The 24206-nt window shown below is 71.0% G+C and carries 20 protein-coding genes; 16 read left to right on the top strand and 4 right to left on the bottom strand.

Translation table 11 applies throughout. From position 1 onward, the window contains the following. Positions 1-120 precede the first annotated feature (120 nt). The 4 genes from AB0L75_RS39550 to AB0L75_RS39535 form a co-directional block, all read right to left on the bottom strand. The gene (locus AB0L75_RS39550; protein ID WP_365191070.1) at positions 121-2505 is read right to left on the bottom strand and encodes a DUF3488 and transglutaminase-like domain-containing protein; all 2385 of its coding nucleotides are present in this window, start codon (positions 2503-2505) and stop codon (positions 121-123) included. After that, the gene (locus AB0L75_RS39545) at positions 2502-3863 is read right to left on the bottom strand and encodes a DUF58 domain-containing protein (protein ID WP_365191069.1); all 1362 of its coding nucleotides are present in this window, start codon (positions 3861-3863) and stop codon (positions 2502-2504) included. Before AB0L75_RS39545 ends, AB0L75_RS39550 begins: the two co-directional genes overlap by 4 nt. After that, complete coding sequence (locus AB0L75_RS39540; RefSeq protein WP_365191068.1) at positions 3863-4903, bottom strand: MoxR family ATPase; 1041 nt, start codon at positions 4901-4903, stop codon at positions 3863-3865. The genes AB0L75_RS39545 and AB0L75_RS39540 overlap by 1 nt, the downstream gene beginning before the upstream one ends. A gap of 264 nt (positions 4904-5167) precedes the next feature. Further along, entirely contained in the window at positions 5168-5779 is a 612-nt protein-coding gene (locus tag AB0L75_RS39535; protein ID WP_365191067.1) for a carbonic anhydrase, read from the bottom strand. Between the two features lie 356 nt (positions 5780-6135). On the opposite strand from AB0L75_RS39535, the gene rsmH reads away from it, so the two are divergent. The 16 genes from rsmH (at position 6136) to AB0L75_RS39455 (ending at position 24153) form a co-directional block, all read left to right on the top strand. Continuing rightward, a complete protein-coding gene (gene rsmH, locus AB0L75_RS39530) occupies positions 6136-7092 on the top strand; it encodes a 16S rRNA (cytosine(1402)-N(4))-methyltransferase RsmH (protein WP_365191065.1) in 957 nt (318 codons plus the stop codon). Positions 7093-7164: 72 nt separating this feature from the next. After that, entirely contained in the window at positions 7165-7746 is a 582-nt protein-coding gene (locus AB0L75_RS39525; protein WP_365191063.1) for a septum formation initiator family protein, read from the top strand. A gap of 211 nt (positions 7747-7957) precedes the next feature. Then, positions 7958-9922 (top strand): penicillin-binding protein 2, encoded by a 1965-nt coding sequence (locus tag AB0L75_RS39520; protein WP_365191061.1) that lies wholly within the window; start codon positions 7958-7960, stop codon positions 9920-9922. 165 nt (positions 9923-10087) lie between these two features. Next, positions 10088-11608, top strand: a complete 1521-nt coding sequence (locus AB0L75_RS39515) for a UDP-N-acetylmuramoyl-L-alanyl-D-glutamate--2,6-diaminopimelate ligase (RefSeq protein WP_365191059.1) — start codon at positions 10088-10090, stop codon at positions 11606-11608. Positions 11609-11636: 28 nt separating this feature from the next. Then, positions 11637-13043: a UDP-N-acetylmuramoyl-tripeptide--D-alanyl-D-alanine ligase gene (gene murF, locus AB0L75_RS39510; protein ID WP_365191058.1), complete on the top strand. Its 1407-nt coding sequence runs from the start codon at positions 11637-11639 to the stop codon at positions 13041-13043. Next, positions 13040-14113: a phospho-N-acetylmuramoyl-pentapeptide-transferase gene (mraY, locus tag AB0L75_RS39505; protein ID WP_365191056.1), complete on the top strand. Its 1074-nt coding sequence runs from the start codon at positions 13040-13042 to the stop codon at positions 14111-14113. The genes murF and mraY overlap by 4 nt, the downstream gene beginning before the upstream one ends. After that, positions 14095-15531: a UDP-N-acetylmuramoyl-L-alanine--D-glutamate ligase gene (gene murD / locus AB0L75_RS39500; RefSeq protein ID WP_365191055.1), complete on the top strand. Its 1437-nt coding sequence runs from the start codon at positions 14095-14097 to the stop codon at positions 15529-15531. The genes mraY and murD overlap by 19 nt, the downstream gene beginning before the upstream one ends. 68 nt (positions 15532-15599) lie before the next feature. Continuing rightward, positions 15600-16961, top strand: coding sequence for a putative lipid II flippase FtsW (gene ftsW, locus AB0L75_RS39495; protein WP_365191054.1), 1362 nt, complete (start codon positions 15600-15602; stop codon positions 16959-16961). 6 nt (positions 16962-16967) lie between these two features. Next, positions 16968-18056 (top strand): undecaprenyldiphospho-muramoylpentapeptide beta-N-acetylglucosaminyltransferase, encoded by a 1089-nt coding sequence (gene murG, locus AB0L75_RS39490; protein ID WP_365191053.1) that lies wholly within the window; start codon positions 16968-16970, stop codon positions 18054-18056. Between the two features lie 26 nt (positions 18057-18082). Next, complete coding sequence (locus AB0L75_RS39485) at positions 18083-18865, top strand: FtsQ-type POTRA domain-containing protein (RefSeq protein ID WP_365191051.1); 783 nt, start codon at positions 18083-18085, stop codon at positions 18863-18865. Positions 18866-19144: 279 nt separating this feature from the next. Next, positions 19145-20353: a cell division protein FtsZ gene (ftsZ, locus tag AB0L75_RS39480; RefSeq protein WP_365191050.1), complete on the top strand. Its 1209-nt coding sequence runs from the start codon at positions 19145-19147 to the stop codon at positions 20351-20353. Then, positions 20350-21078 carry a peptidoglycan editing factor PgeF gene (gene pgeF, locus AB0L75_RS39475; RefSeq protein ID WP_365191048.1) on the top strand — a complete coding sequence of 243 codons (729 nt, stop codon included), beginning with the start codon at positions 20350-20352 and terminating at the stop codon, positions 21076-21078. Before ftsZ ends, pgeF begins: the two co-directional genes overlap by 4 nt. 6 nt (positions 21079-21084) lie before the next feature. Beyond that, positions 21085-21804, top strand: a complete 720-nt coding sequence (locus AB0L75_RS39470; protein ID WP_365191047.1) for a YggS family pyridoxal phosphate-dependent enzyme — start codon at positions 21085-21087, stop codon at positions 21802-21804. 128 nt (positions 21805-21932) lie between these two features. Further along, on the top strand, positions 21933-22574 hold the full coding sequence (gene sepF, locus AB0L75_RS39465) for a cell division protein SepF (protein WP_023551436.1): 642 nt from the start codon (positions 21933-21935) through the stop codon (positions 22572-22574). Between the two features lie 60 nt (positions 22575-22634). Further along, a complete protein-coding gene (locus AB0L75_RS39460; RefSeq protein ID WP_189947558.1) occupies positions 22635-22922 on the top strand; it encodes a YggT family protein in 288 nt (95 codons plus the stop codon). Between the two features lie 55 nt (positions 22923-22977). Beyond that, positions 22978-24153, top strand: a complete 1176-nt coding sequence (locus tag AB0L75_RS39455; RefSeq protein ID WP_365191046.1) for a DivIVA domain-containing protein — start codon at positions 22978-22980, stop codon at positions 24151-24153. Positions 24154-24206 lie beyond the last annotated feature (53 nt).

Below are 24206 nucleotides of genomic sequence, written 5' to 3'. Positions count from 1 at the left end.
ACACCTCCTGACCCGGGGGGTTCTGCAGCGTGTCAGGATGGGGGCGTGTCGCAGATCGTCTTCAGTGCGCCGCCGTTGATCGGGCGGGACGAGGAGGCCGCCCCTCACACGTTGCCCGTCTCAGCCCTGCTGCTCCGACGGCCGGCGCAGGCCGGGCCTGCCCGCCACCACCCGGGCCCTGAGCGCGGACCAGCGGGCCGCCACCGCCCACAGCACGCGCACCGACGAGCGCGGCAGGAACAGCGCCCGCAGCCGCGCACCGCCGCTCACCGTGGCGCGCAGCCCCTCGATCACCCGGCGCACGTCCTGCGCCGCCCCCGCCGCCGGGCTCGGCCGCTGCGCGTACAGCACCTGCTCCACCGAGTCCGCCAGCCGGTGCACCGCGGCACCGGCGGCCGGATCCAGCCGGCCCAGCTCGACGATCCGGGCGGCCGCCCGGCGCGGCGTCAGCGACTCGTCCGGCGGGATGCCGTGATCCCAGGCGCTGTCCGTCAGCTCCTGCCAGGCCGCCAGGGTGTGCGCCACCGCGCCCTCGTCGGTCCGGGCATGCCCGCCCAGCCGCGCCGACCGCACCCGCACCCGCCACAGCAGCGGCGACAGCGGAACCGCCAGGACCACCAGCGCGCCCAGGCCGATCAGCAGATACCACCACGGGCCCGTGCCCCCGCCGCCGCTGTGCTCAGCCGCCGCGGCGGACGGGGTGTCGCAGCCCTGCACCTTGACCAGCTGGGGCGAGCAGCTCTCGCTCGGCGAGGCCGCAGCCGAGGGCGCCGAGGACGACCGGTGCGAGGGCAGGCCCTGGTCGGGCAGCGAGGTGCCGGGCGTGTCCGACAGGGTGTACGACGGCGTGGTGCCACGGGTCGGGGTCGGCTCGAAGCGGGTCCAGCCCACGCCCGCGAAGTACAGCTCGGGCCACGCGTGGGCGTCCTTCTGGTTCACCGTGACCGAGCCGTCGGCCTGCGCGGTGCCGGGCGCGAAGCCCACCGCGACCCGGGCCGGGATGCCGAGCGTGCGGGCCATCGCCGCCATGGCGAAGGAGAAGTGGACGCAGAAGCCCTCCTTCTTCTTCAGGAAGTTCGCGATGGCGCCGGGACCACGGCCCACCTCCACCTGCGTGTCGTACTGGAAGCCGCCCGAGACGGAGAAGTAGTCCTGGAGCTTGACCGCTTCCTCGTAGTGGTTGTGCGCGCCCGCCGTGATCTGCTTGGCGGTCCGGGCCACCACCGTCGGCAGCGCGGACGGCACCTGCGTGTACTCGCGCTTCAGCGCCGCCGGCGGCTCCGGAGCGGTGGCCAGCTGCTGGGGGGTCGGCTGTACGTCCAGGCTGGTCACCCGGTAGGTCTCACCGCGCGTGGTCTGGCCGTGGTCGCCGACGAGGGTCATGCCGACCGGCTCGTAGCGCCAGCGGCCGCCGACCCTCACTCCGCTCGGCGGATACGGCATCGGCAGCCAGTCCTGGGCATACGAGTCCGCCGCCGTGACCGTGGTCGTCACCGTGCTGCGCTTGACGTCCGGTGCGAGGCCGATGGGCGTGGGGAACGTGTCGGGGACGCCGACGATGTGCCGCTGGGCCGGCTTCCAGGTGGTGCCGTCGAAATCGTCCAGGGAGACTATCCGCAGATACAGGTCCGAGATGTCGTTCGAGCTGGTCCTCAGGGACAGCACCTGGCGGTCGTCGTCCGTGTTCAGGCTGTCGCGCAGCGACACCAGCGGATTGACCGCGGAGATCGTGCCCCCGTTGCCGTCGCCCGCTCCCACGCCCGCGCCGGCGGCCTCCAGGAGGCCTCCCTGCATCGCGGGCAGGGCGAGCGGCACCACCAGGGCCGCGCCGAGCGCGACCGCGCCGATCCGGCGTCCGGTGCGCACCGGGGCCACCGCGCCGCCCTCCGGGGAGCCGGGGGAGCGGGGCGCGCCGCCGAACAGGCGCCCCCACTGCGCCAGCCGGTCCCGGCCCTCCGCGAGCAGCAGCATCAGATAGCCGGCCGACGCCACCAGGAACCACAGCCAGTCGGCCCCGCCGTGGGACAGCCCGGCGGCCACCGAGTACAGGGCGAGCAGCGGCAGCCCGGCCGGGGCGGCGCTGCGGAAGGTCACCGCGAGCGTGTCCACCAGCAGCCCGATGAGCAGGACGCCGCCGAGCACCATCAGTTTGATGCCGTCGGTGAGCGGCGCGGGTATCGCGTACTCGCTGACGTCCTGTGAGCCCTGCTGAAGCAGGTCGGCGAAGTGCCGGAAGACATCAGGGCCGGGGATCAGCCCGATGACCGCGTACTCCCGGGCGAAGACCAGGGTGAGCAGCAGCAGGGTGGCGAGCGCCTGCGCGGCCACGGTCAGCGGCCGGCCCAGCGGCACCCGGCGGGCCGCCGCGCCCACCCCGGTCTGCACGGCCACCAGCGGGACCAGCTCCAGCAGCCAGGTCGGCTCGGCCACCAGGGGCAGCAGCGCGCAGGAGGCCATCAGCGTGGCCGCGGCCGCGCACAGCGTCAGTCGGGCCCGCCCGCTCATCGCGCCGCCTCCCCGCTCATGACGGCCAGGCCCGAGCGCTCCCGGTCCGCCTGCTGCCACAGGGCGTTCAGTGCGGCGCCGCGCGGCACGCTCAGCGCCGTCCAGCCGGCATCGCGCAGCATGCGCAGCCGCTCGGCGTGCCGGTCGCCGGCCCTTGGCACGTCGGTCGCCTCCCGTACCCACGTGTCCGGATCCAGCACGAAGGCGACGGCGCCGCCGCTGCGCCGGCTCATCTTGGCGATCGTCGCGGCCTGCTCCTCGTCCAGGTCGCCCAGGAAGGCCACCAGCAGCCCCTCGTTCCCGGCGCGCAGCACGTCGTAGGCCCGGGACAGGCCCATGCCGTCGGAGTGGTCGATCACCGCGAGGGTGTCCATCATCAGCCCGGCCGCCTCCGCGGTCTCCTGGCCGCTGCCCGCGTACCCGTCGGCGCCCTCGCCGGGCACCACGCTGCCGCTGTCGGTCAGCAGCCGTACCGAGAAGCCCCGTTCGAGCATGTGCACCAGCACCGAGGCGGCGGCGGACACCGCCCACTCGAAGGCCGAGTCGGGGCCCGCGCCCTCGTAGGCACCGCCCCGGGTGTCCAGCAGGACGGTGCAGCGGGAGCGCCGGGGCTGCTCCTCGCGGCGCACCATCAGCTCGCCGTAGCGCGCGGTGGACCGCCAGTGCACCCGGCGCAGGTCGTCGCCGTAGCGGTAGCCGCGCGGGATCACGTCGTCCTCGCCCGCGAGGGCCAGCGAGCGCTGCCGCCCGTCGCCGTACCCCTGCGCCTCGCCGCCGAAGCGGACCGGTGCGAGCGGCTCCACGCGCGGGATGACCGTGAGGGTGTCGTACGTCGAGAAGGAGCGGGTCAGCTCGCACATCCCGAAGGGGTCCGTCAGCCGCAGCTGCAGCGGGCCCAGCGGATAGCGGCCGCGCAGGTCGGAGCGGACCCGGTAGGACACGTCGCGGCGGCCGCCCGGCTCCACCCGGTCCAGCACGAACCGGGGGCGCGGTCCGAGGACGTACGGCACCCGGTCCTGGAGCATCAGCAGTCCGGTGGGCAGCCGGGAGACGTTGTCCATCCGCAGATGCACCCGGGCCTCGCTGCCGGCCGGCACGCGCGCGGGGGCGAGCCGGCGGGTGCCGGCCACCCGGTAGCGCGTGCGGTACACCACGGTCGCGCAGATCAGCGGGAGCGAGGCCAGCAGCAGGCCGACCCGCAGCAGATCGCTCTGGCCGAGCACATACGCGCAGATCGCGGCCGCGATACCGGCCGCCAGGAAGGAACGGCCACGGGTCGTCAGACCCGCCAGGGCCGTACGGACGCCGCCCGCCTCCCCGGGGTCGGCGTCCGCTTGCCCGGTCCCCCCGGCACTCATCACAGACTCCGCGGGGGCTGCTGGGGATACGCCGGAACGCCCCGCCCCAGGCCCCCGAAGCCGCTCTGCTGTCCGGGCGCCGTCGGCACGGGGGTGCGCTGGAGGATCTCCTGCACGACCTGCTCGGCCGTACGGCGGTTCAGCTGGGCCTGGGCGGTGGGCAGCAGACGGTGCGCGAGGACGGCGACGGCGAGGGCCTGGACGTCGTCCGGCAGTGCGTACTCCCGGCCGGCGAGGGCCGCGGACGCCTTCGCGGCGCGCAGCAGATGCAGCGTCGCGCGCGGGGAGGCGCCGAGTCTGAGGTCGGGGTGGTTGCGCGTGGCGGCGACCAGCTCCACCGCGTACCGCCGGACCGGCTCGGCGACATGGACGCCGCGCACGGCCTCGATCAGCTTCACGATCTCGTGGGCGTGCGCCACCGGCTGCAGGTCCTCCAGCGGGCTCACCCCGCCGTGGACGTCGAGCATCTGCAACTCGGCCTCCACGCTCGGGTAGCCGACGGAGACCCGGGCCATGAAGCGGTCGCGCTGGGCCTCGGGCAGCGGGTAGGTGCCCTCCATCTCGACCGGGTTCTGCGTGGCCACCACCATGAAGGGGCTGGGCAGTTCGTACGTCTGCCCGTCGATGGTGACCTGGCGCTCCTCCATGGACTCCAGCAGCGCCGACTGGGTCTTGGGCGAGGCGCGGTTGATCTCGTCGCCGATCACGATCTGCGCGAAGATGGCGCCCGGCTTGAACTCGAAGTCCCGGCGCTGCTGGTCCCAGATGGACACACCGGTGATGTCCGAGGGCAGCAGGTCGGGTGTGAACTGGATGCGCCGCACCGTGCAGTCGATGGACCGTGCCAGCGCCTTGGCCAGCATCGTCTTGCCCACGCCGGGGACGTCCTCGATCAGCAGGTGGCCCTCGGCGAGCAGCACGGTCAGCGCCAGCCGTACGACCTCGGGCTTGCCCTCGATCACGCCTTCCACCGAACCGCGCACCCGCTCCACCGTGGCGGTCAGATCTGTGAGGCTCGCTCGATCGTCATAGGTCGTCACCCGGCCCTCCTCGGCCCGTTCTTTCCGGGCCGACGCTGCTTGCGAACCGGCCCACCCCGAAACACGGACACCGCGCGGGAAAAGTTCCGCGCGACGCCACACCCCGCATTCTTGCCGCCGTTACCGATTCGTGTCACTCGCCTGTGGACAACTGCCCGCACGATGTCGGCCTTACGTATTTTTCGACCGCATTTTCGATACCGGGGAGACGCGGGAAGGCGTACGAAGACGCCGTGTTTTCGGGGTGGCCGGCCGGTGTGCCGGTCAGGCCGGGTCGACCTCGCGCAGCAGACCGGAGCGCACGTCGAACACGAAACCGCGCACGTCGTCGGTGTGCACCAGGAACGGCGAGGTGCGCACGCGCTGCATGGACTGGCGCACGTCCTGGTCGACGTCCCGGAAGGACTCCACCGCCCAGGCCGGCCGCTGGCCGACCTCCATCTCCAGCTCGTGCCGGAAGTCCTCGGTGAGGGACTCCAGGCCGCAGCCGGTGTGGTGGATGAGCACGATGCTGCGGGTGCCGAGCGCCCGCTGGCTGATGGTCAGGGAACGGATGACGTCGTCGGTCACGACACCGCCCGCGTTGCGGATGGTGTGACAGTCGCCGAGCTCCAGGCCGAGCGCGGCGTGCAGGTCGAGACGGGCGTCCATACAGGCCACGACGGCGACCTGGAGGACGGGGTGAGCGTCCATGCCCGGGTCGGTGAACTCGGCGGCGTACGCCTGGTTGGCCTCCACCAGGCGATCCGTCACGGTGCCGCCGTTCGTTATGGCGCCTTCGGATCCAGTGGGAACTGCTGCGGAAGTCGTCATACTCATGACGTTACTGGTCACGCTCGTTCCTGGCCCGCTGTGAGACGGGACAAAGAACGTCATCGTGGCTTGTTGTGAGCTACCCCATAGGGAGGGCAAACCTGTTCCGGACGGGTGAATCCAGCCGAATTGCGGCTCCCGCCGCGATGCGGTAGGCGACGCGCAGGCCGGTTGATTGACCGCGAGACACGGTGGACTAAAGTGACGCGAAGCGGGAGACGTGGCTCTCCCTGCTGGTGAAACCCCCGGAGACCCCGGCTCGCCCCGGACCGTCTCCCCACGTGCGCGGCGCGTACGTACGGCTCGGCCTCCTCCCGCTCCCGGTCCGGCTGACGCTTCCGGCGCCGGCAGGCCTCCCCATCACGAGCTGGCGGGGACCCGGCGGTGCGTATGGCCTCGCCGGAAGATGAGAGGCCGTCTTGAGCCAGAGTCGACACGTCCCGGTGATGCTCCAGCGGTGCCTGGACCTGCTGGCGCCCGCCCTGGAGCGCCCGGGAGCGGTGGTCGTCGACTGCACCCTCGGCCTCGGCGGGCACAGCGAGGCACTGCTGGCCCGGTTCCCCGAGGCGCGGCTGATCGGCCTCGACCGGGACAAGGAGGCGCTGCGCCTGTCCGGCGAGCGGCTGGCGCCCTTCGGTGAGCGCGCCACGCTCGTGCACGCCGTCTACGACGAGCTGCCCGAGGTCCTGCGCCGGCTCCGCATCGCGCGCGTGCAAGGCGTTCTGTTCGACCTCGGGGTCTCCTCCATGCAGCTGGACGAGGCCGACCGCGGCTTCGCCTACGCCCAGGACGCGCCGCTGGACATGCGCATGGACCAGACGACCGGCATCAGCGCCGCCGAGGTCCTCAACACCTATCCGGCGGGCGAACTCGTGCGCATCCTGCGCGCGTACGGCGAGGAGAAGCAGGCCAAGCGGATCGTGTCGGCGATCGTGCGCGAGCGGGAGAAGGAGCCGTTCAGCACCAGCGCGCGGCTCGTCGAGGTGATCCGGGACGCCCTGCCGCAGGCCGCCAAGCGCACCGGCGGCAACCCCGCCAAGCGCACCTTCCAGGCGCTGCGCATCGAGGTCAACGGCGAACTGTCCGTCCTGGAGCGGGCGATCCCGGCCGCGGTGAAGTCCCTCGGCGTCGGCGGGCGCATCGCCGTGCTGTCGTATCACTCGCTCGAGGACCGGTTGGTCAAGCAGGTGTTCGCGGCCGGAGCCGCGTCCACCGCGCCGCCCGGGCTGCCGGTCGTGCCGGAGCGCTACCAGCCGCGGCTCAAGCTGCTCACGCGGGGTGCCGAACTTCCCACCGAGGAAGAGGTCGCCGAGAACCGCCGGGCCGCACCGGCGAGGCTCCGCGGCGCCGAGCGCATCAGGGAGGACGCCGAGTGAGCGAGACGGGTCGGTTGGATTCCCGAACGCACGGCAGGAGCCGGTTGGATTCCCGAACTCACCGGGGGAGCCGTGGGTAGGAAACCCGAACTGAGGGGGCGGGCCGCGCGACTCGCCCGGCTCTTCCCGGCCGGCCGCGCCCGGGCCGCCCGCGCCCCGTTCGTCCTCCTCGTCGTCCTGCTCCTGGGCGGCGGCCTCATCGGGCTGCTGGTGCTGAACTCCGCGCTCAGCGAAGGCTCGTTCAAACTGGCCGATCTGCAGAAGCGGACGAAGAGCCTCACCGACGAGGAACAGGGCCTCCAGCGGGACATCGACGCCTACTCGTCCCCCGACGCCCTCCAGCGCCGGGCCCGTGAACTGGGTATGGTCCCCGGCGGCGACCCGGCCTTCCTCGGCCCCGACGGCAAGGTCAAGGGCGTCCCGGGCGTCGCCCCCCAGTCGGCCGCCCTCACCCGCCCGGTCGCCCCCGAGGCCCTGCCCCCGGCCCCCCCTCTCCCCATGCAGGGGTCGACGCCCCCCTCCACCGCACCGGCCCAGGGTCAGCCCGCCCCCACCGGCCTCCAGCCCACCCCCACGACCCCCGACCCGGCAGTGGCCGTCCCTCCGCCCCCCGCCGGCTCCCCGCCGCTCCCCACCCCGACCCCCGGCAGGTGAGGGAAGTGTCCGACAGGGAAGCGCCGCGCCGTCGTGTGCGCGGGCCGGCGTATGCGCTGGCTTCGGGTGAGGGGAGGGGCGGCTGCGGCGCAGGTGCGGTCGTGTTCCCCGTGTGGCGTCGTGTGGCCCCGGTGTGTGCCTCGGCGGGTGCCGTGGTGCCGCTTTCGATCTCCGAGTCCATGTCCACCCCGACCCCCGGCAGGTGAGGGAAGTGTCCGACAGGGAAGCGCCGCGCCGTCGTGTGCCCGGGCCGGCGAAGCCGGCCCGGCCCGGGAGTGCCGTGCGGCGGCAGCCCGGCCCCGGTGCGCGTCCGGCGCGGCGGCCGAGCGGCGCGCGACCGCCGGCCCAGCGCCCCCTCCGGCTCGGCAGCGCGCGGCCCCGGCTGCGCATGGTCAGCCTCGCACTGACCCTGGTGCTGCTCGTATTCGTCGTACGGCTGCTGCAGGTGCAGGCCGTCGACGCCAGCGCGTACGCCGCGCGGGCCGAGCAGAACCGGTATGTCGTGCACACGCTGGCCGCCGACCGCGGCGGGATCACCGACCGCAACGGCGTCGCCCTCGCCGTCAGCGAGGACGCGTACGACATCACGGCCGACCCGACGATGTTCAGCCGGCAGCAGCTGAAGATCGACGACGGACCCGAGCAGGCCGCCGCGCTCCTCTCGCCGATCCTCGGGCAGGACCAGGCCACGCTCGTGAACAAGCTGCGGCCCAAGAACAAGAACTCCCGGTACACCCGGCTCGCCAATCGGCAGACCCCGCAGGTCTGGAAGCAGATCAAGGACCTGAGGAACGCGCTCGCCAAGAAGGCGGAGACGGACAACAACACCGCCAACGTGCTGGCCGGCGTCTTCGCCGACCCCAGCAGCCAGCGCGTGTACCCCAACGGCGACCTCGCGGCCGGGACACTGGGCTGGGTCAACGCCGACGGCCGGGGCGGCGGCGGTATCGAGCAGGAGCTGGAGAAGCAGCTGGCGGGCAAGGACGGCAAGATCCGCTATGCCCAGTCCGGTGGGCGTGAGGTGCCCACGGTCGGGTCCAACGAGACTCCCGCCGTACCCGGCTCCGACGTCGAGCTGACCATCGACCGCGACATCCAGTGGGCCGCGCAGAAGGCCATCACCGAGCAGGTCCAGAGATCCAACGCGGACCGCGGGTACGTCGTCGTCCAGGACACCCGCAGCGGCCAGATCCTGGCCATGGCCAACGCGCCCGGCTTCGACCCGAACAACCTGTCCAAGGCGGACGCGGACGCGATGGGCAACGCGGCCCTCCAGGACGCCTACGAGCCCGGCTCCACGGCCAAGTTGATGTCCATGGCGGCCGTGCTCCAGGAGAACGCCGCCACCCCGCTCACCCACGTCGTCGTACCCAACCGGCTGCACCGCGGCGACCGGCTCTTCCAGGACGACGTCGACCACGACACCTGGTACCTCACCCTGAACGGCGTGCTCGCCAAGTCCAGCAACATCGGGACCATCCTGGCCACCGGCCAGCTGGGCAGGACGCAGTCCGAGGCGAACCGGGTCCTCTACTCCTACCTGCGCAAGTTCGGCATCGGCAGCTCCACCGGACTCGGCTTCCCCGGCGAGACCCCCGGCATCCTCGCGCCGTACCAGAAGTGGTCCACATCGCAGCAGTACACGATCCCTTTCGGCCAGGGCTTCTCCATCAACGCCGTGCAGGCCGCCTCCGTGTACTCGACGATCGCCAACGGCGGGGTCCGGATCGAGCCGACCCTGGTGCGCGGCACCAAGGGCCCCGACGGGCGCTTCACCCCCGCGCCGAAGCCCAATGAGACGCGGGTGGTCAGCGACAGGACCGCCAGGACGCTCGCCGAGATGCTGGAGTCCGTCGTAGACGACGAGCAGGGCACCGGCATCAAGGCCCGCATCCCCGGCTACAACGTCGCCGGCAAGACCGGCACGGCCAACCGCGTGGATCCGGCCACCGGCAAGTACCGCGGCTACACCTCGTCGTTCGCCGGCTTCGCCCCCGCCGACAGCCCCCGGATCACCGTCTACTGCGCCATCCAGAACGCCACCTCCGGCAGCTACTACGGCGGCCAGATCTGCGGTCCCATCTACAAGCAGGTGATGGAGTTCGCCCTGAAGACCCTGCAGGTCCCGCCGACCGGGGCACAGCCCGCCAACCTGCCCGTCGACTACAAGCCCTGATCAGCACACCGGAACACCAGGAACGAGCCCGTGACAACGATCACCCCGGAACCCGGGAACCAAGGCGCCCGGCGCCCCTCACTTCGCTCCGGAGCGGGTGCGCCCGGTACGCTCACCGCCGTGCCACACGCTGATCAGTCCCAAACCACCCAGAAGGGCGCTTCCGTGACATATCCGGGACCGCCGCGACCGGTTCAGGTCTCCGCCACACCCCTCGCGGAACTGGCCGATCAGCTGGGTGCCGCCGTACCTGACGCCGCCGCCGAGATCACCGGGATCACCCACGACTCGCGCGCCGTCCGCCCCGGCGACCTGTACGCCGCCCTCCCGGGCGCCCGTCTGCACGGCGCCGACTTCGTCACCCAGGCCGCCGGCCTCGGCGCGGTCGCCGTGCTCACCGACCCGACCGGCGCCGAGCGTGCCGCCGCGACCGGACTGCCGGTCCTCGTCGTGGCCGACCCGCGCGCGCGGATGGGCGCACTCGCGGCGACGATCTACGGCCACCCCGGCCGCGACCTGCTGCAGATCGGCATCACCGGCACCTCCGGCAAGACCACCACCGCCTATCTGATCGAGGGCGGGCTGAGGACCGCGAAGTCCACCGGCCTCGTCGGCACGGTCGAGATGCGCATCGGCGACGAGCGCATCAAGTCCGAGCGCACCACCCCCGAAGCCACCGACCTGCAGGCCCTGTTCGCCGTCATGCGCGAGCGCGGCGTCGAGGCGGTCGCCATGGAGGTCTCCAGCCACGCCCTGGTCCTCGGCCGGGTCGACGGCTGTGTCTTCGACATCGCCGTGTTCAACAACCTCAGCCCGGAGCACATGGAGTTCCACTCCGGCATGGAGGACTACTTCCAGGCCAAGGCGCGGCTGTTCACGCCGGAACGCAGCAGACTCGGGGTCGTCAACCTCGACGACGAGTACGGCCGGAGGCTCGCCCAGGAGGCCACCGTCCCGGTCGTCACCTTCTCCGCCGAGGGCCACCCCGACGCCGACTGGCGCGCCGAGGACGTCCAGGTCGGCCCCATGGACTCCACGTTCACCGTGGTCGGCCCGGAGGGCCGGCGGATCCACGCCAGGTCCCCGATCGCCGGCCCGTTCAACGTGGCGAACACCCTCGCCGCCGTCGTCGCCCTCGCTGCCGCCGGTCTCGACCCGCAGACCGCCGCCGACGGCATCGCCGCCGTACCGGGCGTCCCCGGCCGCCTGGAGCGCGTGGACGCCGGCCAGCCGTACCTCGCGGTCGTCGACTACGCCCACAAGACCGACGCGGTCGAGTCGGTGCTCAAGGCGCTGCGCAAGGTCACCAAGGGCCGGCTGCACGTCGTCCTCGGCTGCGGCGGCGACCGCGACCAGACCAAGCGCGTCCCGATGGGCGCCGCCGTCGCCCGGCTCTCCGACACGGCCGTACTGACCTCGGACAACCCCCGCTCCGAGGACCCGCTCGCGATCCTCGCGACCATGCTCCAGGGGGCCGCCTCCGTGCCCGCGCACGAGCGTGGCGAGGTGCTCCTCTTCGAGGACCGGGCCGCGGCGATCACCGCCGCCGTGGGCCGGGCCCAGGCCGGCGACACCGTGCTGGTCGCGGGCAAGGGCCACGAGCAGGGCCAGGACATCGCCGGCGTCATCCGTCCCTTCGACGACCGCCAGGTGCTCCGCGAAGCCATCCAGAAAACCCAGGGATGAAAATCCAGAAGACCCAGGGGATGAACTTGTGATCGCCCTCTCCCTCGCCGAGATCGCAGCAGTCGTCGGCGGGCAGACGCACGACATACCGGATCCGTCCGTCCAGGTCACCGGCCCGGTCGTCCGGGACTCCCGCGAGGTGGTGCCCGGCAGCCTGTTCGCCGCCTTCGTCGGCGAGCGCGTGGACGGCCACGACTTCGCGGCGCGGGTCGTCGAGGCGGGAGCGGTCGCCGTACTGGCCTCACGCCCGGTCGGTGTACCCGCGATCGTCGTCGAGGACGTGCAGACCGCCCTCGGCGCCCTCGCCCGGCACGTCGTACGCCGGCTCGGCGCGACCCTCGTCGCCCTGACCGGCTCGGCCGGCAAGACCAGCACCAAGGACCTCATCGCGCAGGTCCTGCAGCGCAAGGCGCCGACGGTGTTCACGCCCGGATCGCTCAACAACGAGATCGGGCTGCCGCTGACCGCGCTGTCCGCCACCGAGGAGACCCGCTTCCTCGTGCTGGAGATGGGCGCCCGCGGTATCGGGCACATCCGCTACCTCGCCGACCTCACCCCGCCGAAGATCGGCCTGGTCCTCAACGTCGGCACCGCCCACATCGGCGAGTTCGGCGGCCGGGAGCAGATCGCCGAGGCCAAGGGCGAGATCGTCGAAGGCCTGCCGGAGGACGGCGCGGCGATCCTCAACGCCGACGACCCGCTGGTGAGGGCCATGGCCCCGCGTACCAAGGCGAAGGTGGTCCTTTTCGGAGAGTCGGCCGAAGCGGACGTACGCGCCGAGAACGTGCGACTCACGGACAGTGGACAGCCGTACTTCAGACTTCACACACCCTCCGGTGCAAGCGATGTGACCATGCGCCTGTACGGTGAGCACCACGTGTCGAACGCGCTCGCCGCGGCCGCCGTCGCTCATGAGCTGGGCATGTCCGCGGAAGAGATCGCCACCGCGCTCTCCGAGGCGGGCACCCTCTCCCGCTGGCGTATGGAGGTCACCGAGCGCCCGGACGGCGTGACCATCGTCAACGACGCCTACAACGCCAACCCCGAGTCCATGCGGGCCGCCCTTCGGGCGCTCGCGGCCATGGGCAAGGGGCGCCGCACGTGGGCGGTGCTCGGCAAGATGGCCGAGCTGGGGGACGAGGCGCTCGCCGAGCACGACGCCGTCGGACGGCTCGCCGTCCGGCTCAACGTCAGCAAGCTCGTCGCCGTCGGGGGGATTGAGGCCTCCTGGCTGCAACTGGGCGCATATAACGAGGGTTCGTGGGGTGAGGAGTCGGTGCACGTGTCCGACGCACAGGCGGCGATCGACCTGTTGCGCAGCGAGTTGCGCCCGGGGGACGTCGTCCTCGTGAAGGCGTCCCGTTCGGTGGGTCTGGAGGGCGTTGCCCAGGCGCTCGTCGAGACCGGTGCCGAGGGCGAGGTTGCCGCCCGATGATGAAGCAGATCCTGTTCTCGGGAGTCATTGGCCTCTTCCTGACCTTGATCGGCACCCCGCTGCTGATCAAGCTCCTGGCCCGCAAGGGCTACGGCCAGTACATTCGTGACGACGGCCCGCGCGAGCACGCCAGCAAGCGCGGTACGCCGACCATGGGCGGCATCGCCTTCATCCTGGCGACGATCGCCGCGTACTTCCTGAGCAAGCTCATCACCGGTTACCCGCCCACCTACTCCGGCATCCTGGTCCTCGGCCTGATGTTCGGCATGGGCCTGGTCGGCTTCCTCGACGACTACATCAAGATCGTCAAGCGGCGTTCGCTGGGCCTGCGGGCCAAGGCGAAGATGGCCGGGCAGCTGATCGTCGGCATCTCCTTCGCGGTGCTGTCGCTGATGTTCGCGGACGCGCGCGGCAACACCCCGGCCTCCACCAAGCTGTCGTTCATCACTGACTTCGGCTGGACGATCGGCCCGGTGCTGTTCGTCGTCTGGGCGCTGTTCATGATCCTCGCGATGTCGAACGGCGTGAACCTGACCGACGGTCTGGACGGCCTCGCCACCGGCGCCTCCGTGCTCGTCTTCGGCGCCTACACGTTCATCGGCGTCTGGCAGTTCCAGGAGTCCTGCGCCAACGCGCAGACCCTGACGAACCCGGCCGCCTGCTACGAGGTGCGCGATCCGCTCGACCTCGCGGTGGTCGCCTCCGCGCTGATGGGTGCCTGCCTGGGCTTCCTGTGGTGGAACACCTCGCCGGCGAAGATCTTCATGGGTGACACCGGCTCGCTCGCCCTCGGCGGTGTCCTCACCGGTCTGGCCATCCTCTCCCGCACGGAGCTGCTGGTGGCCATCATGGGCGGTCTGTTCGTCCTCATCACCATGTCGGTCGTCATCCAGGTCGGCTCGTTCCGGCTCACCGGCAAGCGCGTCTTCCGGATGGCGCCACTCCAGCACCACTTCGAACTCAAGGGCTGGTCCGAAGTCCTGGTGGTGGTCCGATTCTGGATCATTCAGGGAATCTGTGTGATTGTCGGACTTGGCCTCTTCTATGCAGGATGGGCAGCGGAAAAGTGACCTCCACCTCGGAGCTCTACGACTTCCAGGGCAAGCACGTCACCGTCGCCGGGCTCGGTGTCTCCGGCGTCCCGGCGGCCAAGGTGCTGCACGCGCGCGGGGCGATCGTCACGGTCGTCAACGACGGCGACGACGCACGCGCGCGTGAGCAGGCCGCGGAGCTGGAGGCGCTCGGGATCACCGTGCGCCTCGGCGACGGTGCGACCCTGCCGGAGGGCACCGAGCTGATCGTCACCGCGCCCGGCTGGAAGCCCGACAAGCCGCTCTTCACGGCGGCGGCCGAAGCGGGCGTGCCCGTCTGGGGCGATGTCGAGCTGGCCTGGCGCCTGCGCGGCCCCGACGCGGCTCCCTGGCTGGCCGTCACGGGCACCAACGGCAAGACCACGACCGTGCAGATGCTGGCCTCGATCCTGAGGGCCGCGGGCCTGCGCACGGCCGCCGTCGGCAACATCGGCGTCTCGCTGCTGGACGTGGTCCTCGGCGAGGAGCGGTACGACGTCCTCGCGGTCGAGCTGTCCAGCTACCAGCTGCACTGGGCGCCCTCGCTGCGCGCCCACTCGGCGGCCGTCCTCAACCTCGCCCCGGACCACCTCGACTGGCACGGCTCCATGGAGGCCTACGCCGCCGACAAGGGCCGTGTCTACGAAGGCAATCGGGTCGCCTGCGTCTACAACGTGGCCGACAAGCTCACCGAGGAGCTGGTGCGCGAGGCCGACGTCGAGGAGGGCTGCCGGGCCATCGGGTTCACCCTCGGCACCCCCGCGCCCTCCCAACTCGGTGTCGTGGACGGCATCCTGGTCGACCGCGCCTTCGTGGACAACCGGCAGAAGAACGCGCAGGAGCTGGCCGAGGTCTCCGACGTCAACCCGCCGGCTCCGCACAACATCGCCAACGCCCTTGCCGCGGCGGCCCTCGCGCGCGCCTTCGGGGTGTCCGCCACGGCCGTACGCGAGGGCCTGAGGGCCTTCAGGCCGGACGCCCACCGCATCGCGCACGTCGCCGACATCGACGCGGTGGCGTACGTGGACGACTCCAAGGCCACCAACACGCATGCCGCCGAAGCCTCGTTGGCATCATATGAGTCGATTGTATGGATTGCGGGTGGTCTGGCGAAGGGTGCGACCTTCGACGAACTGGTCGCCAAGTCGGCAAAGCGACTTCGCGGTGCCGTCCTCATCGGCGCCGATCGCGCCCTGATCCGCGAGGCCCTCGCGCGACACGCCCCGGAAGTACCCGTCGTCGACCTCGACCGGACCGACACTGGGGCGATGCTCCAGGCGGTGAAGGAAGCGAAGCGGCTCGCGCGGCCCGGTGACACGGTGCTGCTGGCCCCGGCCTGCGCCTCCATGGACATGTTCACCAACTACAACCAGCGCGGTGACGCGTTCGCGGCGGCGGTCCGCGAACTCGAAGCCTGACCCCGGCCGCCCGCCGGGCGGATCTTGGGAGGGACGCGTGGGACGGTCGACGTTCAGCGGAGGCGCCGATGCCCAGTAGTCGTACCGGTCGGCCGCCCGTGCAGGGGTCGTCCCGGCGTCCCGCGGTCCCCGGGCCCCGCCGCGACAGCCCCGTACAACGGCTGTACTCGCGCGCGCGGAAGGCCTGGGACCGTCCGCTGACCGCCTACTACCTGATCCTCGGCGGCAGCGTGCTGATCACCGTGCTGGGCCTGGTCATGGTCTACTCGGCCTCCCAGGTCACCGCGCTGCAGATGTCGCTGCCGGGGTCGTACTTCTTCCGCAAGCAGCTGCTGGCGGCCGTGATCGGGGGCGTACTGCTGTTCGTGGCCTCCCGCATGCCGGTGAAGCTGCACCGGGCGCTGGCCTACCCGATGCTGGCCGGTGCCGTCTTCCTGATGGTCCTGGTGCAGGTGCCGGGGATAGGGAAGACGGTCAACGGCAACCAGAACTGGATCGCCCTCGGCGGCTCCTTCCAGATCCAGCCGAGCGAGTTCGGCAAGCTGGCCCTGGTGCTGTGGGGCGCGGACCTGATCGCCCGCAAGCAGGAGAAGAAGCTGCTGACCGAGTGGAAGCACATGCTGGTGCCGCTGGTGCCGGTCACCTTCCTGCTGCTCGGGCTGATCATGCTCGGCGGCGACATGGGTACGACGATCATCCTCACGGCGGTCCTGTTCGGCCTGCTGTGGCTCGCGGGGGCGCCGACCAGGCTGTTCGCCATGGTGCTGCAGATCGCCGCGCTGCTCGCCTTCGTCGCCATCAAGACCAGCCCCAACCGGATGGCGCGGCTCTCCTGCATCGGCGCCACCGAGCCCAAGACGGGCGTCGCCGACTGCTGGCAGGCCGTGCACGGGATCTACGCGCTCGCCTCCGGCGGACTCTTCGGATCCGGTCTCGGCGCGAGTGTGGAAAAATGGGGCCAACTGCCGGAAGCCCACACCGACTTCATCTTCGCGGTCACCGGTGAGGAACTGGGTCTGGCGGGGACGCTGTCGGTGCTCGCCCTGTTCGCGGCTCTAGGCTATGCGGGTATCCGCGTGGCCGGACGCACGGAGGACCCCTTCGTGAGGTATGCCGCGGGAGGTGTGACCACCTGGATCATGGCGCAGGCGGTGATCAACATCGGTGCGGTGCTCGGTCTGCTGCCGATCGCCGGTGTCCCCCTCCCGCTGTTCTCCTACGGAGGGTCCGCCCTGCTGCCGACCATGTTCGCCATCGGGCTGCTGATCGCCTTCGCTCGCGACGAGCCCGCTGCGCGGGCAGCGCTTGCGATGCGGCATCCTCGCTTTGGTAGAAAGCGGGCGGGAGGCCCCGGCTCCGGCCGGAAGCCTCGGAGATGGAACACGATGCGACGGCGTGCCCCGAAGGCGCGTTCGTCCGGAGAGCGGTGAATTTCGGTGCATGTCGTACTCGCCGGTGGGGGGACCGCCGGCCACATCGAGCCCGCGCTCGCCCTCGCGGACGCCCTGCGCAGGCAGGACCCGACCGTGGGGATCACGGCCCTTGGCACGGAGCGCGGCCTGGAGACCCGGCTCGTCCCAGAGCGCGGGTATGAGCTGGCGCTGATCCCGGCGGTGCCGCTGCCCCGCAAGCCGACCCCTGAGCTGATCACCGTCCCGGGCCGGCTGCGCGGCACCATCAAGGCCGCCGAGCAGATCCTGGAGCGCACGAAGGCGGACTGCGTCGTCGGCTTCGGCGGCTATGTCGCCCTGCCCGGCTATCTCGCCGCCAAGCGGCTCGGTGTGCCGATCGTGATCCACGAGGCCAACGCCCGCCCGGGCCTGGCCAACAAGATCGGCTCGCGGTACGCGGCCCGGGTCGCCGTCTCCACGCCGGACAGCAAGCTGCGCGACGCCCGCTACATCGGCATCCCGCTGCGCCGCTCCATCGCCACCCTGGACCGGGCCGCCTCCCGCCCCGAGGGGCGCCACCGCTTCGGCCTCGACCCGAACCTGCCCACGCTGCTCGTCTCCGGCGGCTCCCAGGGCGCGCGGAGGCTGAACGAGGTGACCCAGCAGGTCGCCCCGTGGCTGCAGCAGGCCGGCATCCAGATCCTGCACGCGGTCGGCCCGAAGAACGAACTGCCGCAGGTGCAGCAGATGCCGGGGATGCCCCCCTATGTCCCGGTAAGTTACCTGGACCGGATGGACCTCGCGTACGCCGCGGCCGACATGATGCTCTGCCGCGCGGGCGCGATGACCGTCGCCGAACTCTCCGCCGTCGGGCTCCCGGCCGCCTACGTCCCGCTGCCGATCGGCAACGGCGAACAGCGACTGAACGCCCAGCCGGTGGTCAAGGCCGGCGGCGGACTCCTCGTCGACGACGCGGAACTGACGCCCGAGTGGGTGCAGCAGAACGTGCTGCCCGTGCTCGCCGACCCGCACCGGCTGTACGAGATGTCCCGCTCGGCAAGCGAGTTCGGCCGCCGGGACGCCGACGAGCTGCTCGTCGGCATGGTGTACGAGGCGATCGCCTCGCGCCGTTAGGACCGTATGACGAAAGGGCAGTGAGCGTGGCCGGACCGACGACCGCCCAGCGCGGTGAACGCCAGCAGAAGTCGTCCGGCCCGCCGCCCGCCCGCAGGCTCAGGCGACGGCGCCTTCGTATGATCGTCATTCTGGCTGTGCTCGCCCTGCTCCTCGGGGCCGGTGGTTCCTGGGTGTTGTACGGCTCCGCGTGGCTGCGGGTCCGGAACGTCTCGGTGTCCGGCACGGATGTCCTGACCCCCGACGAGGTGCGGGAGGCGGCGGCCGTGCCGGTCGGGGCGCCGATGATTTCCGTCGACACCGGCGCCATCGAAGCCCGACTGCGCCGGAAATTGCCCCGAATTGACACTGTTGATGTGGTCCGGGCCTGGCCCCAGGGAATCGGGCTGAAAGTGACTGAGCGGACTCCGGTTCTGCTTGTCCAAAATGACGGGAACTTCGTCGAAGTCGATGACGAAGGTGTCCGATTCGCTACGGTTTCGCAGGCGCCGAAAGCCGTTCCGACGCTGGAATTGTCCGCTTCCCGCACTGCCAGCTTCCGGCGCTTCGGCACGGACCGGCTGGTGCGCGAGGCGGTCGGGGTCGCCGGCGCCCTGCCGGCCGCCGTGGCCAGGGACACCCGGACCGTCCAAGTCCGTTCCTACGACAACATCTCGCTGCAGTTGGCCGACGGCCGGACGGTGGCGTGGGGCAGCAGCGAGAACGGCCGGGCCAAGGCACGGACCCTCACGGCTCTCATGAAAGCAGCTCCCGGCGCGCGGCACTTCGACGTCAGCGTTCCCACCGCCCCCGCGTCATCGGGGAGTTGACGCACATCAGCGCAGGCCAGCACCCTGGTTGGGCACTGCTACGGCTGATCACATAGGGTGAAAAGAAAAACGGGAGGTTCGGCGTGTTCGTTGAACGTGCGCCACTTGTCGACTTAGTGTCCTGTTCAGAAGACTTCAGGGAACACACACACTGGTAACCCTAAACTTCAGGGTTAGGGTTCGGGTCGGCGTTACGGACCGTCCCATTCGGCATCCGTCGTCCCGGCGCGGGACACCGCACGGCGGCGACAACGTAATTCGAGGCGAGAGGCCTTCGACGTGGCAGCACCGCAGAACTACCTCGCAGTCATCAAGGTCATCGGTGTCGGCGGCGGTGGTGTCAATGCCATCAACCGGATGATCGAGGTCGGTCTCAAGGGTGTCGAGTTCATCGCCATCAACACCGACGCACAGGCGCTGTTGATGAGCGACGCCGACGTCAAGCTCGACGTCGGCCGTGAACTCACCCGCGGACTCGGCGCCGGGGCCAACCCGGCCGTCGGCCGCAAGGCCGCCGAGGACCACCGCGAGGAGATCGAGGAGGTCCTCAAGGGGGCCGACATGGTCTTCGTGACGGCCGGTGAGGGCGGCGGCACCGGCACCGGCGGCGCACCCGTGGTGGCCAACATCGCGCGCTCGCTCGGCGCCCTCACCATCGGCGTGGTCACCCGCCCGTTCACCTTCGAGGGACGGCGCCGCGCCAACCAGGCCGAGGACGGCATCGCCGAGCTGCGTGAAGAGGTCGACACCCTCATCGTCATCCCCAACGACCGGCTGCTGTCCATCTCGGACCGCCAGGTCTCGGTCCTGGACGCCTTCAAGTCCGCCGACCAGGTCCTGCTCTCCGGTGTCCAGGGCATCACCGACCTCATCACCACGCCCGGCCTGATCAACCTCGACTTCGCCGACGTGAAGTCGGTCATGTCCGAGGCCGGTTCGGCCCTCATGGGCATCGGCTCGGCCCGCGGCGACGACCGCGCGGTGGCCGCGGCCGAGATGGCGATCTCCTCGCCGCTGCTGGAGGCGTCCATCGACGGCGCCCGCGGCGTCCTCCTCTCCATCTCCGGCGGCTCCGACCTCGGTCTGTTCGAGATCAACGAGGCCGCCCAGCTGGTCAGCGAGGCCGCCCACCCCGAGGCCAACATCATCTTCGGCGCGGTCATCGACGACGCCCTCGGCGACGAGGTACGGGTCACCGTGATCGCGGCCGGCTTCGACGGCGGCCAGCCGCCCGCCCGCCGGGACAACGTCCTCGGCTCGGCCTCGACTTCGGCCCCCGCCCGCCGCGAGGAGCCCGCTCCGGCCCGGCCGAGCGAGCCCAGCCGTCCCTCCTTCGGTTCGCTGGGCAGCGTCAAGCCGAAGGAGGAGCCGGAGCAGGCGCCCGAGCCGGTCGCCGAGATCCCGGTCGCCCCGCCGGTGCCGCCGGCGCCCCGGACCTACTCGGACAGCACGGCCGAGGAGCTGGACGTGCCGGACTTCCTGAAGTGATAGGACAGCGCGAGAGCGTGAGCGGCGCGCATTTCGCCTTCACCGACCGGTGGGGCGGGGTGAGCGCCGCTCCGTATGAGGAGCTCAACCTCGGCGGCGCGGTCGGCGACGCCCCGGAGGCCGTACGGGCCAACCGGGACGTCGCCGCCACAGCGCTCGGCATCGACCCGGGCCGGGTCGTCTGGATGAACCAGGTGCACGGCGCCGACGTGGCCGTGGTGGACGAGCCATGGGGCGAGCGACCCGTACCGGAGGTCGACGCCATGGTCACCGCCCGCCGCGGACTCGCCCTCGCCGTCCTCACCGCCGACTGCGTGCCGGTGCTGCTGGCCGATCCCGTCGCCGGGATCGCCGCGGCGGCGCACGCGGGCCGGCCCGGCATGGTCAAGGGCGTCGTCCCCGCCGCCGTACGGGCCATGGTCGAACTCGGTGCCGAGCCGGACCGGATCGTCGCCCGGACCGGACCGTCCGTGTGCGGACGGTGCTACGAGGTGCCGGAGCCGATGCGCGCCGAGGTGGCCGTCGTCGAGCCGGCGGCGCACGCTGAAACGAGCTGGGGTACGCCGGCGGTCGATGTGAGCGCCGGGGTGCACGCGCAGCTCGACCGGCTCGGGGTGTGCGACCGGGCGCAGTCGCCGGTGTGCACGCTGGAGTCGGGCGACCACTTCTCGTACCGCCGCGACCGCGCCACCGGGCGGCTCGCGGGCTATGTATGGCTGGACTGATGGGGCATGACGGACCGTAAGACCGAACTCGCCATAAACCTGGCGAATGTGGAGGAGCGCATCACCGCCGCGTGTGTGGCGGCGGGGCGCAAGCGGGAGGAGGTGACCCTGATCGTGGTCACCAAGACCTATCCGGCGAGCGATGTGCGGATCCTGTCGGAACTCGGTGTGCGGCATGTCGCCGAGAACCGCGACCAGGACGCGGCCCCCAAGGCCGCCGCGTGCGCGGATCTGCCACTGACATGGCACTTCGTCGGTCAGTTGCAGACCAACAAGGTCCGTTCCGTAGTCGGTTATGCCGATGTCGTGCAGTCCGTCGACCGCGACCGGCTCGTCACCGCGCTGTCCAAGGAGGCGCTACGGGCTGAGCGCGAGGTCGGCTGCCTGATCCAGGTGGCGCTGGACGCGGGGGCGAGCGGCCGGGGCGAGCGCGGAGGCGTGGCACCGGGCGGAATCGAAGAGTTGGCCGACCTCGTCGGCGAGGCGCCGGGGCTGCGGCTCGACGGGCTGATGACCGTCGCACCGCTGACCGGGGAGTACGCGGGACGCGAACAGACGGCGTTCGAGCGTCTCATGGATTTGTCGACTGACCTGCGCCGAACTCATCCGACTGCAACCATGGTGTCGGCAGGGATGAGTGCGGACCTCGAACAGGCCGTGGCAGCCGGGGCGACACATGTGCGCGTCGGCACTGCGGTACTCGGAGTCCGCCCCAAGCTCGGGTAACGTCGCCAAGAAGTCGGACCACAGCAGAAAATATGGTCAATGTCCGTGATTGCGGGCACAACGACCCAGTGGATCGCGGGCACTTGGCAGTAGTCAGTCGATCCACCACAGAGCGGAGGACTCGGAGCATGGCCGGCGCGATGCGCAAGATGGCGGTCTACCTCGGCCTCGTGGAGGACGATGGGTACGACGGCCGCGGATTCGACCCTGATGACGACTTCGAGCCCGAGTTGGATCCGGAGCCCGAGCGGGACCATCGACGGCATGAATCTTCACACCAATCGCACAGTGCACATCAGTCCCAAAGGGACGAAGAGGTGCGAATCGTGCAACCGCCCGCGCCGCGCGAGCCGGTGGCCCGTTCGACTTCGCTCGCCGCGGAATCCGGACGTCCGGCGCGCATCGCGCCCGTGGCATCCATCACACAAGAACGCCAGTCCCTGGAGAAGAACGCACCGGTGATCATGCCCAAGGTCGTGTCGGAACGAGAGCCTTACCGGATCACCACGCTTCACCCTCGGACCTACAACGAGGCCCGTACCATCGGGGAACACTTCCGTGAGGGCACCCCGGTGATCATGAATCTGACTGAGATGGATGACACAGACGCGAAGCGACTTGTCGACTTTGCGGCTGGTTTGGTGTTTGGTCTACACGGCAGCATCGAGCGGGTGACGCAGAAGGTGTTCCTGTTGTCTCCTGCTAACGTCGATGTCACGGCGGAGGACAAGGCCCGCATCGCAGAGGGCGGGTTCTTCAACCAGAGCTGAGACGCACAACCGGATCGAAGTACGGAAGAGCACGGAACAGGGGAGAGGGAAGCGCAGGCCATGAGCGTGTTCGCACTGGTGGTCCACACCGCGCTACTGGTGTTCCTCGCCGTGCTCATCTTCCGGCTGGTCATGGATTATGTGTTCCAGTTCGCCCGCTCGTGGCAACCCGGCAAGGCGATGGTGGTCGTACTCGAGGCCACCTACACTGTCACCGATCCACCGCTGAAGCTTCTGCGGCGGTTCATCCCGCCGCTGCGTCTCGGGGGCGTGGCGCTCGACCTGTCCTTCTTCGTACTGATGATCATCGTCTACATCCTCCTTTCCATCACGGGGAGCTTCGTGTGATGAGGGTGGACGATACGGTCTTGCCGACTGCCGATGACTACGCTGAGGTGAAGAGATGCCGTTGACCCCCGAGGACGTGCGGAACAAGCAGTTCACGACCGTCCGCCTCCGAGAAGGCTATGACGAGGACGAGGTCGATGCCTTCCTCGACGAGGTCGAAGCCGAACTGACCCGTCTGCTCCGCGAGAACGAGGACCTGCGCGCCAAGCTGGCCGCGGCGACCCGTGCGGCCGCGCAGAACCAGCAGAACATGCGCAAGGGTCCGCCGGAGCAGGACCAGCAGCAGCATCCGCAGCAGCAGGGCATGCCTCAGCAGGGGATGCGAGGTCCCGGCGCTCCGGTGCCCGCCGGCATATCGGGCCCGCCGCAGCAGCAGATGGGTGGCCCCATGGGTGGCCCGCCCCAGCTGCCGAGCGGCGCCCCGCAGCTGCCCGCCGGTCCCGGCGGTCAGGGCGGCCCGCAGGGTCCCGGTCCGATGGGCCAGGGTCCGATGGGTCAGGGCCCGATGGGGCAGGGCCCGATGGGCCAGGGTCCGATGGGGCAGGGCCCGATGGGCGGACAGCCGCCCATGCAGCAGCAGATGGGCATGGGTGGCCCCATGGGCGGACCCGGCATGCCCGGTCAGGGCCCCGGTGGCGACAGCGCCGCCCGAGTCCTCTCGCTGGCCCAGCAGACCGCCGACCAGGCGATCGCCGAGGCCCGCTCCGAGGCCAACAAGATCGTCGGCGAGGCCCGCAGCCGCGCCGAGGGTCTGGAGCGTGACGCCCGTGCCAAGGCCGACGCCCTGGAGCGGGACGCGCAGGAGAAGCACCGCGTCGCGATGGGCTCCCTGGAGTCCGCCCGCGCCACGCTGGAGCGCAAGGTCGAGGACCTGCGCGGCTTCGAGCGCGAGTACCGCACGCGCCTGAAGTCGTACCTCGAGTCCCAGCTGCGTCAGCTGGAGACCCAGGCCGACGACTCGCTGGCCCCGCCGCGTACCCCGGCCACCGCGTCTCTGCCGCCGTCCCCGGCGCCTTCCATGGCTCCGGCCGGCGCGAGCGCCCCGTCCTACGGCGGCAACCAGACGATGGGCGGCAACCCCGGTCCGTCCGCCCCGTCCTACGGCGGTCAGCAGCAGATGACCCCGGCCATGACGCAGCCCATGGCCCCGGTCCGCCCGCAGGGTCCGTCCCCGATGGGCCAGGCTCCCTCGCCGATGCGTGGGTTCCTGATCGACGAGGACGACAACTGAGCACCGGGCACGGTGAGTAGTACGCCTTAGGCGTCGGCAGCGTTCAGGGCGGG

It is taken from the genome of Streptomyces sp. NPDC052101 (assembly GCF_040680235.1).
Classification (GTDB): domain Bacteria; phylum Actinomycetota; class Actinomycetes; order Streptomycetales; family Streptomycetaceae; genus Streptomyces.
Note: the sequence above shows the minus strand (reverse complement) of the source record. Positions and strands in the feature narration are given on the sequence as shown.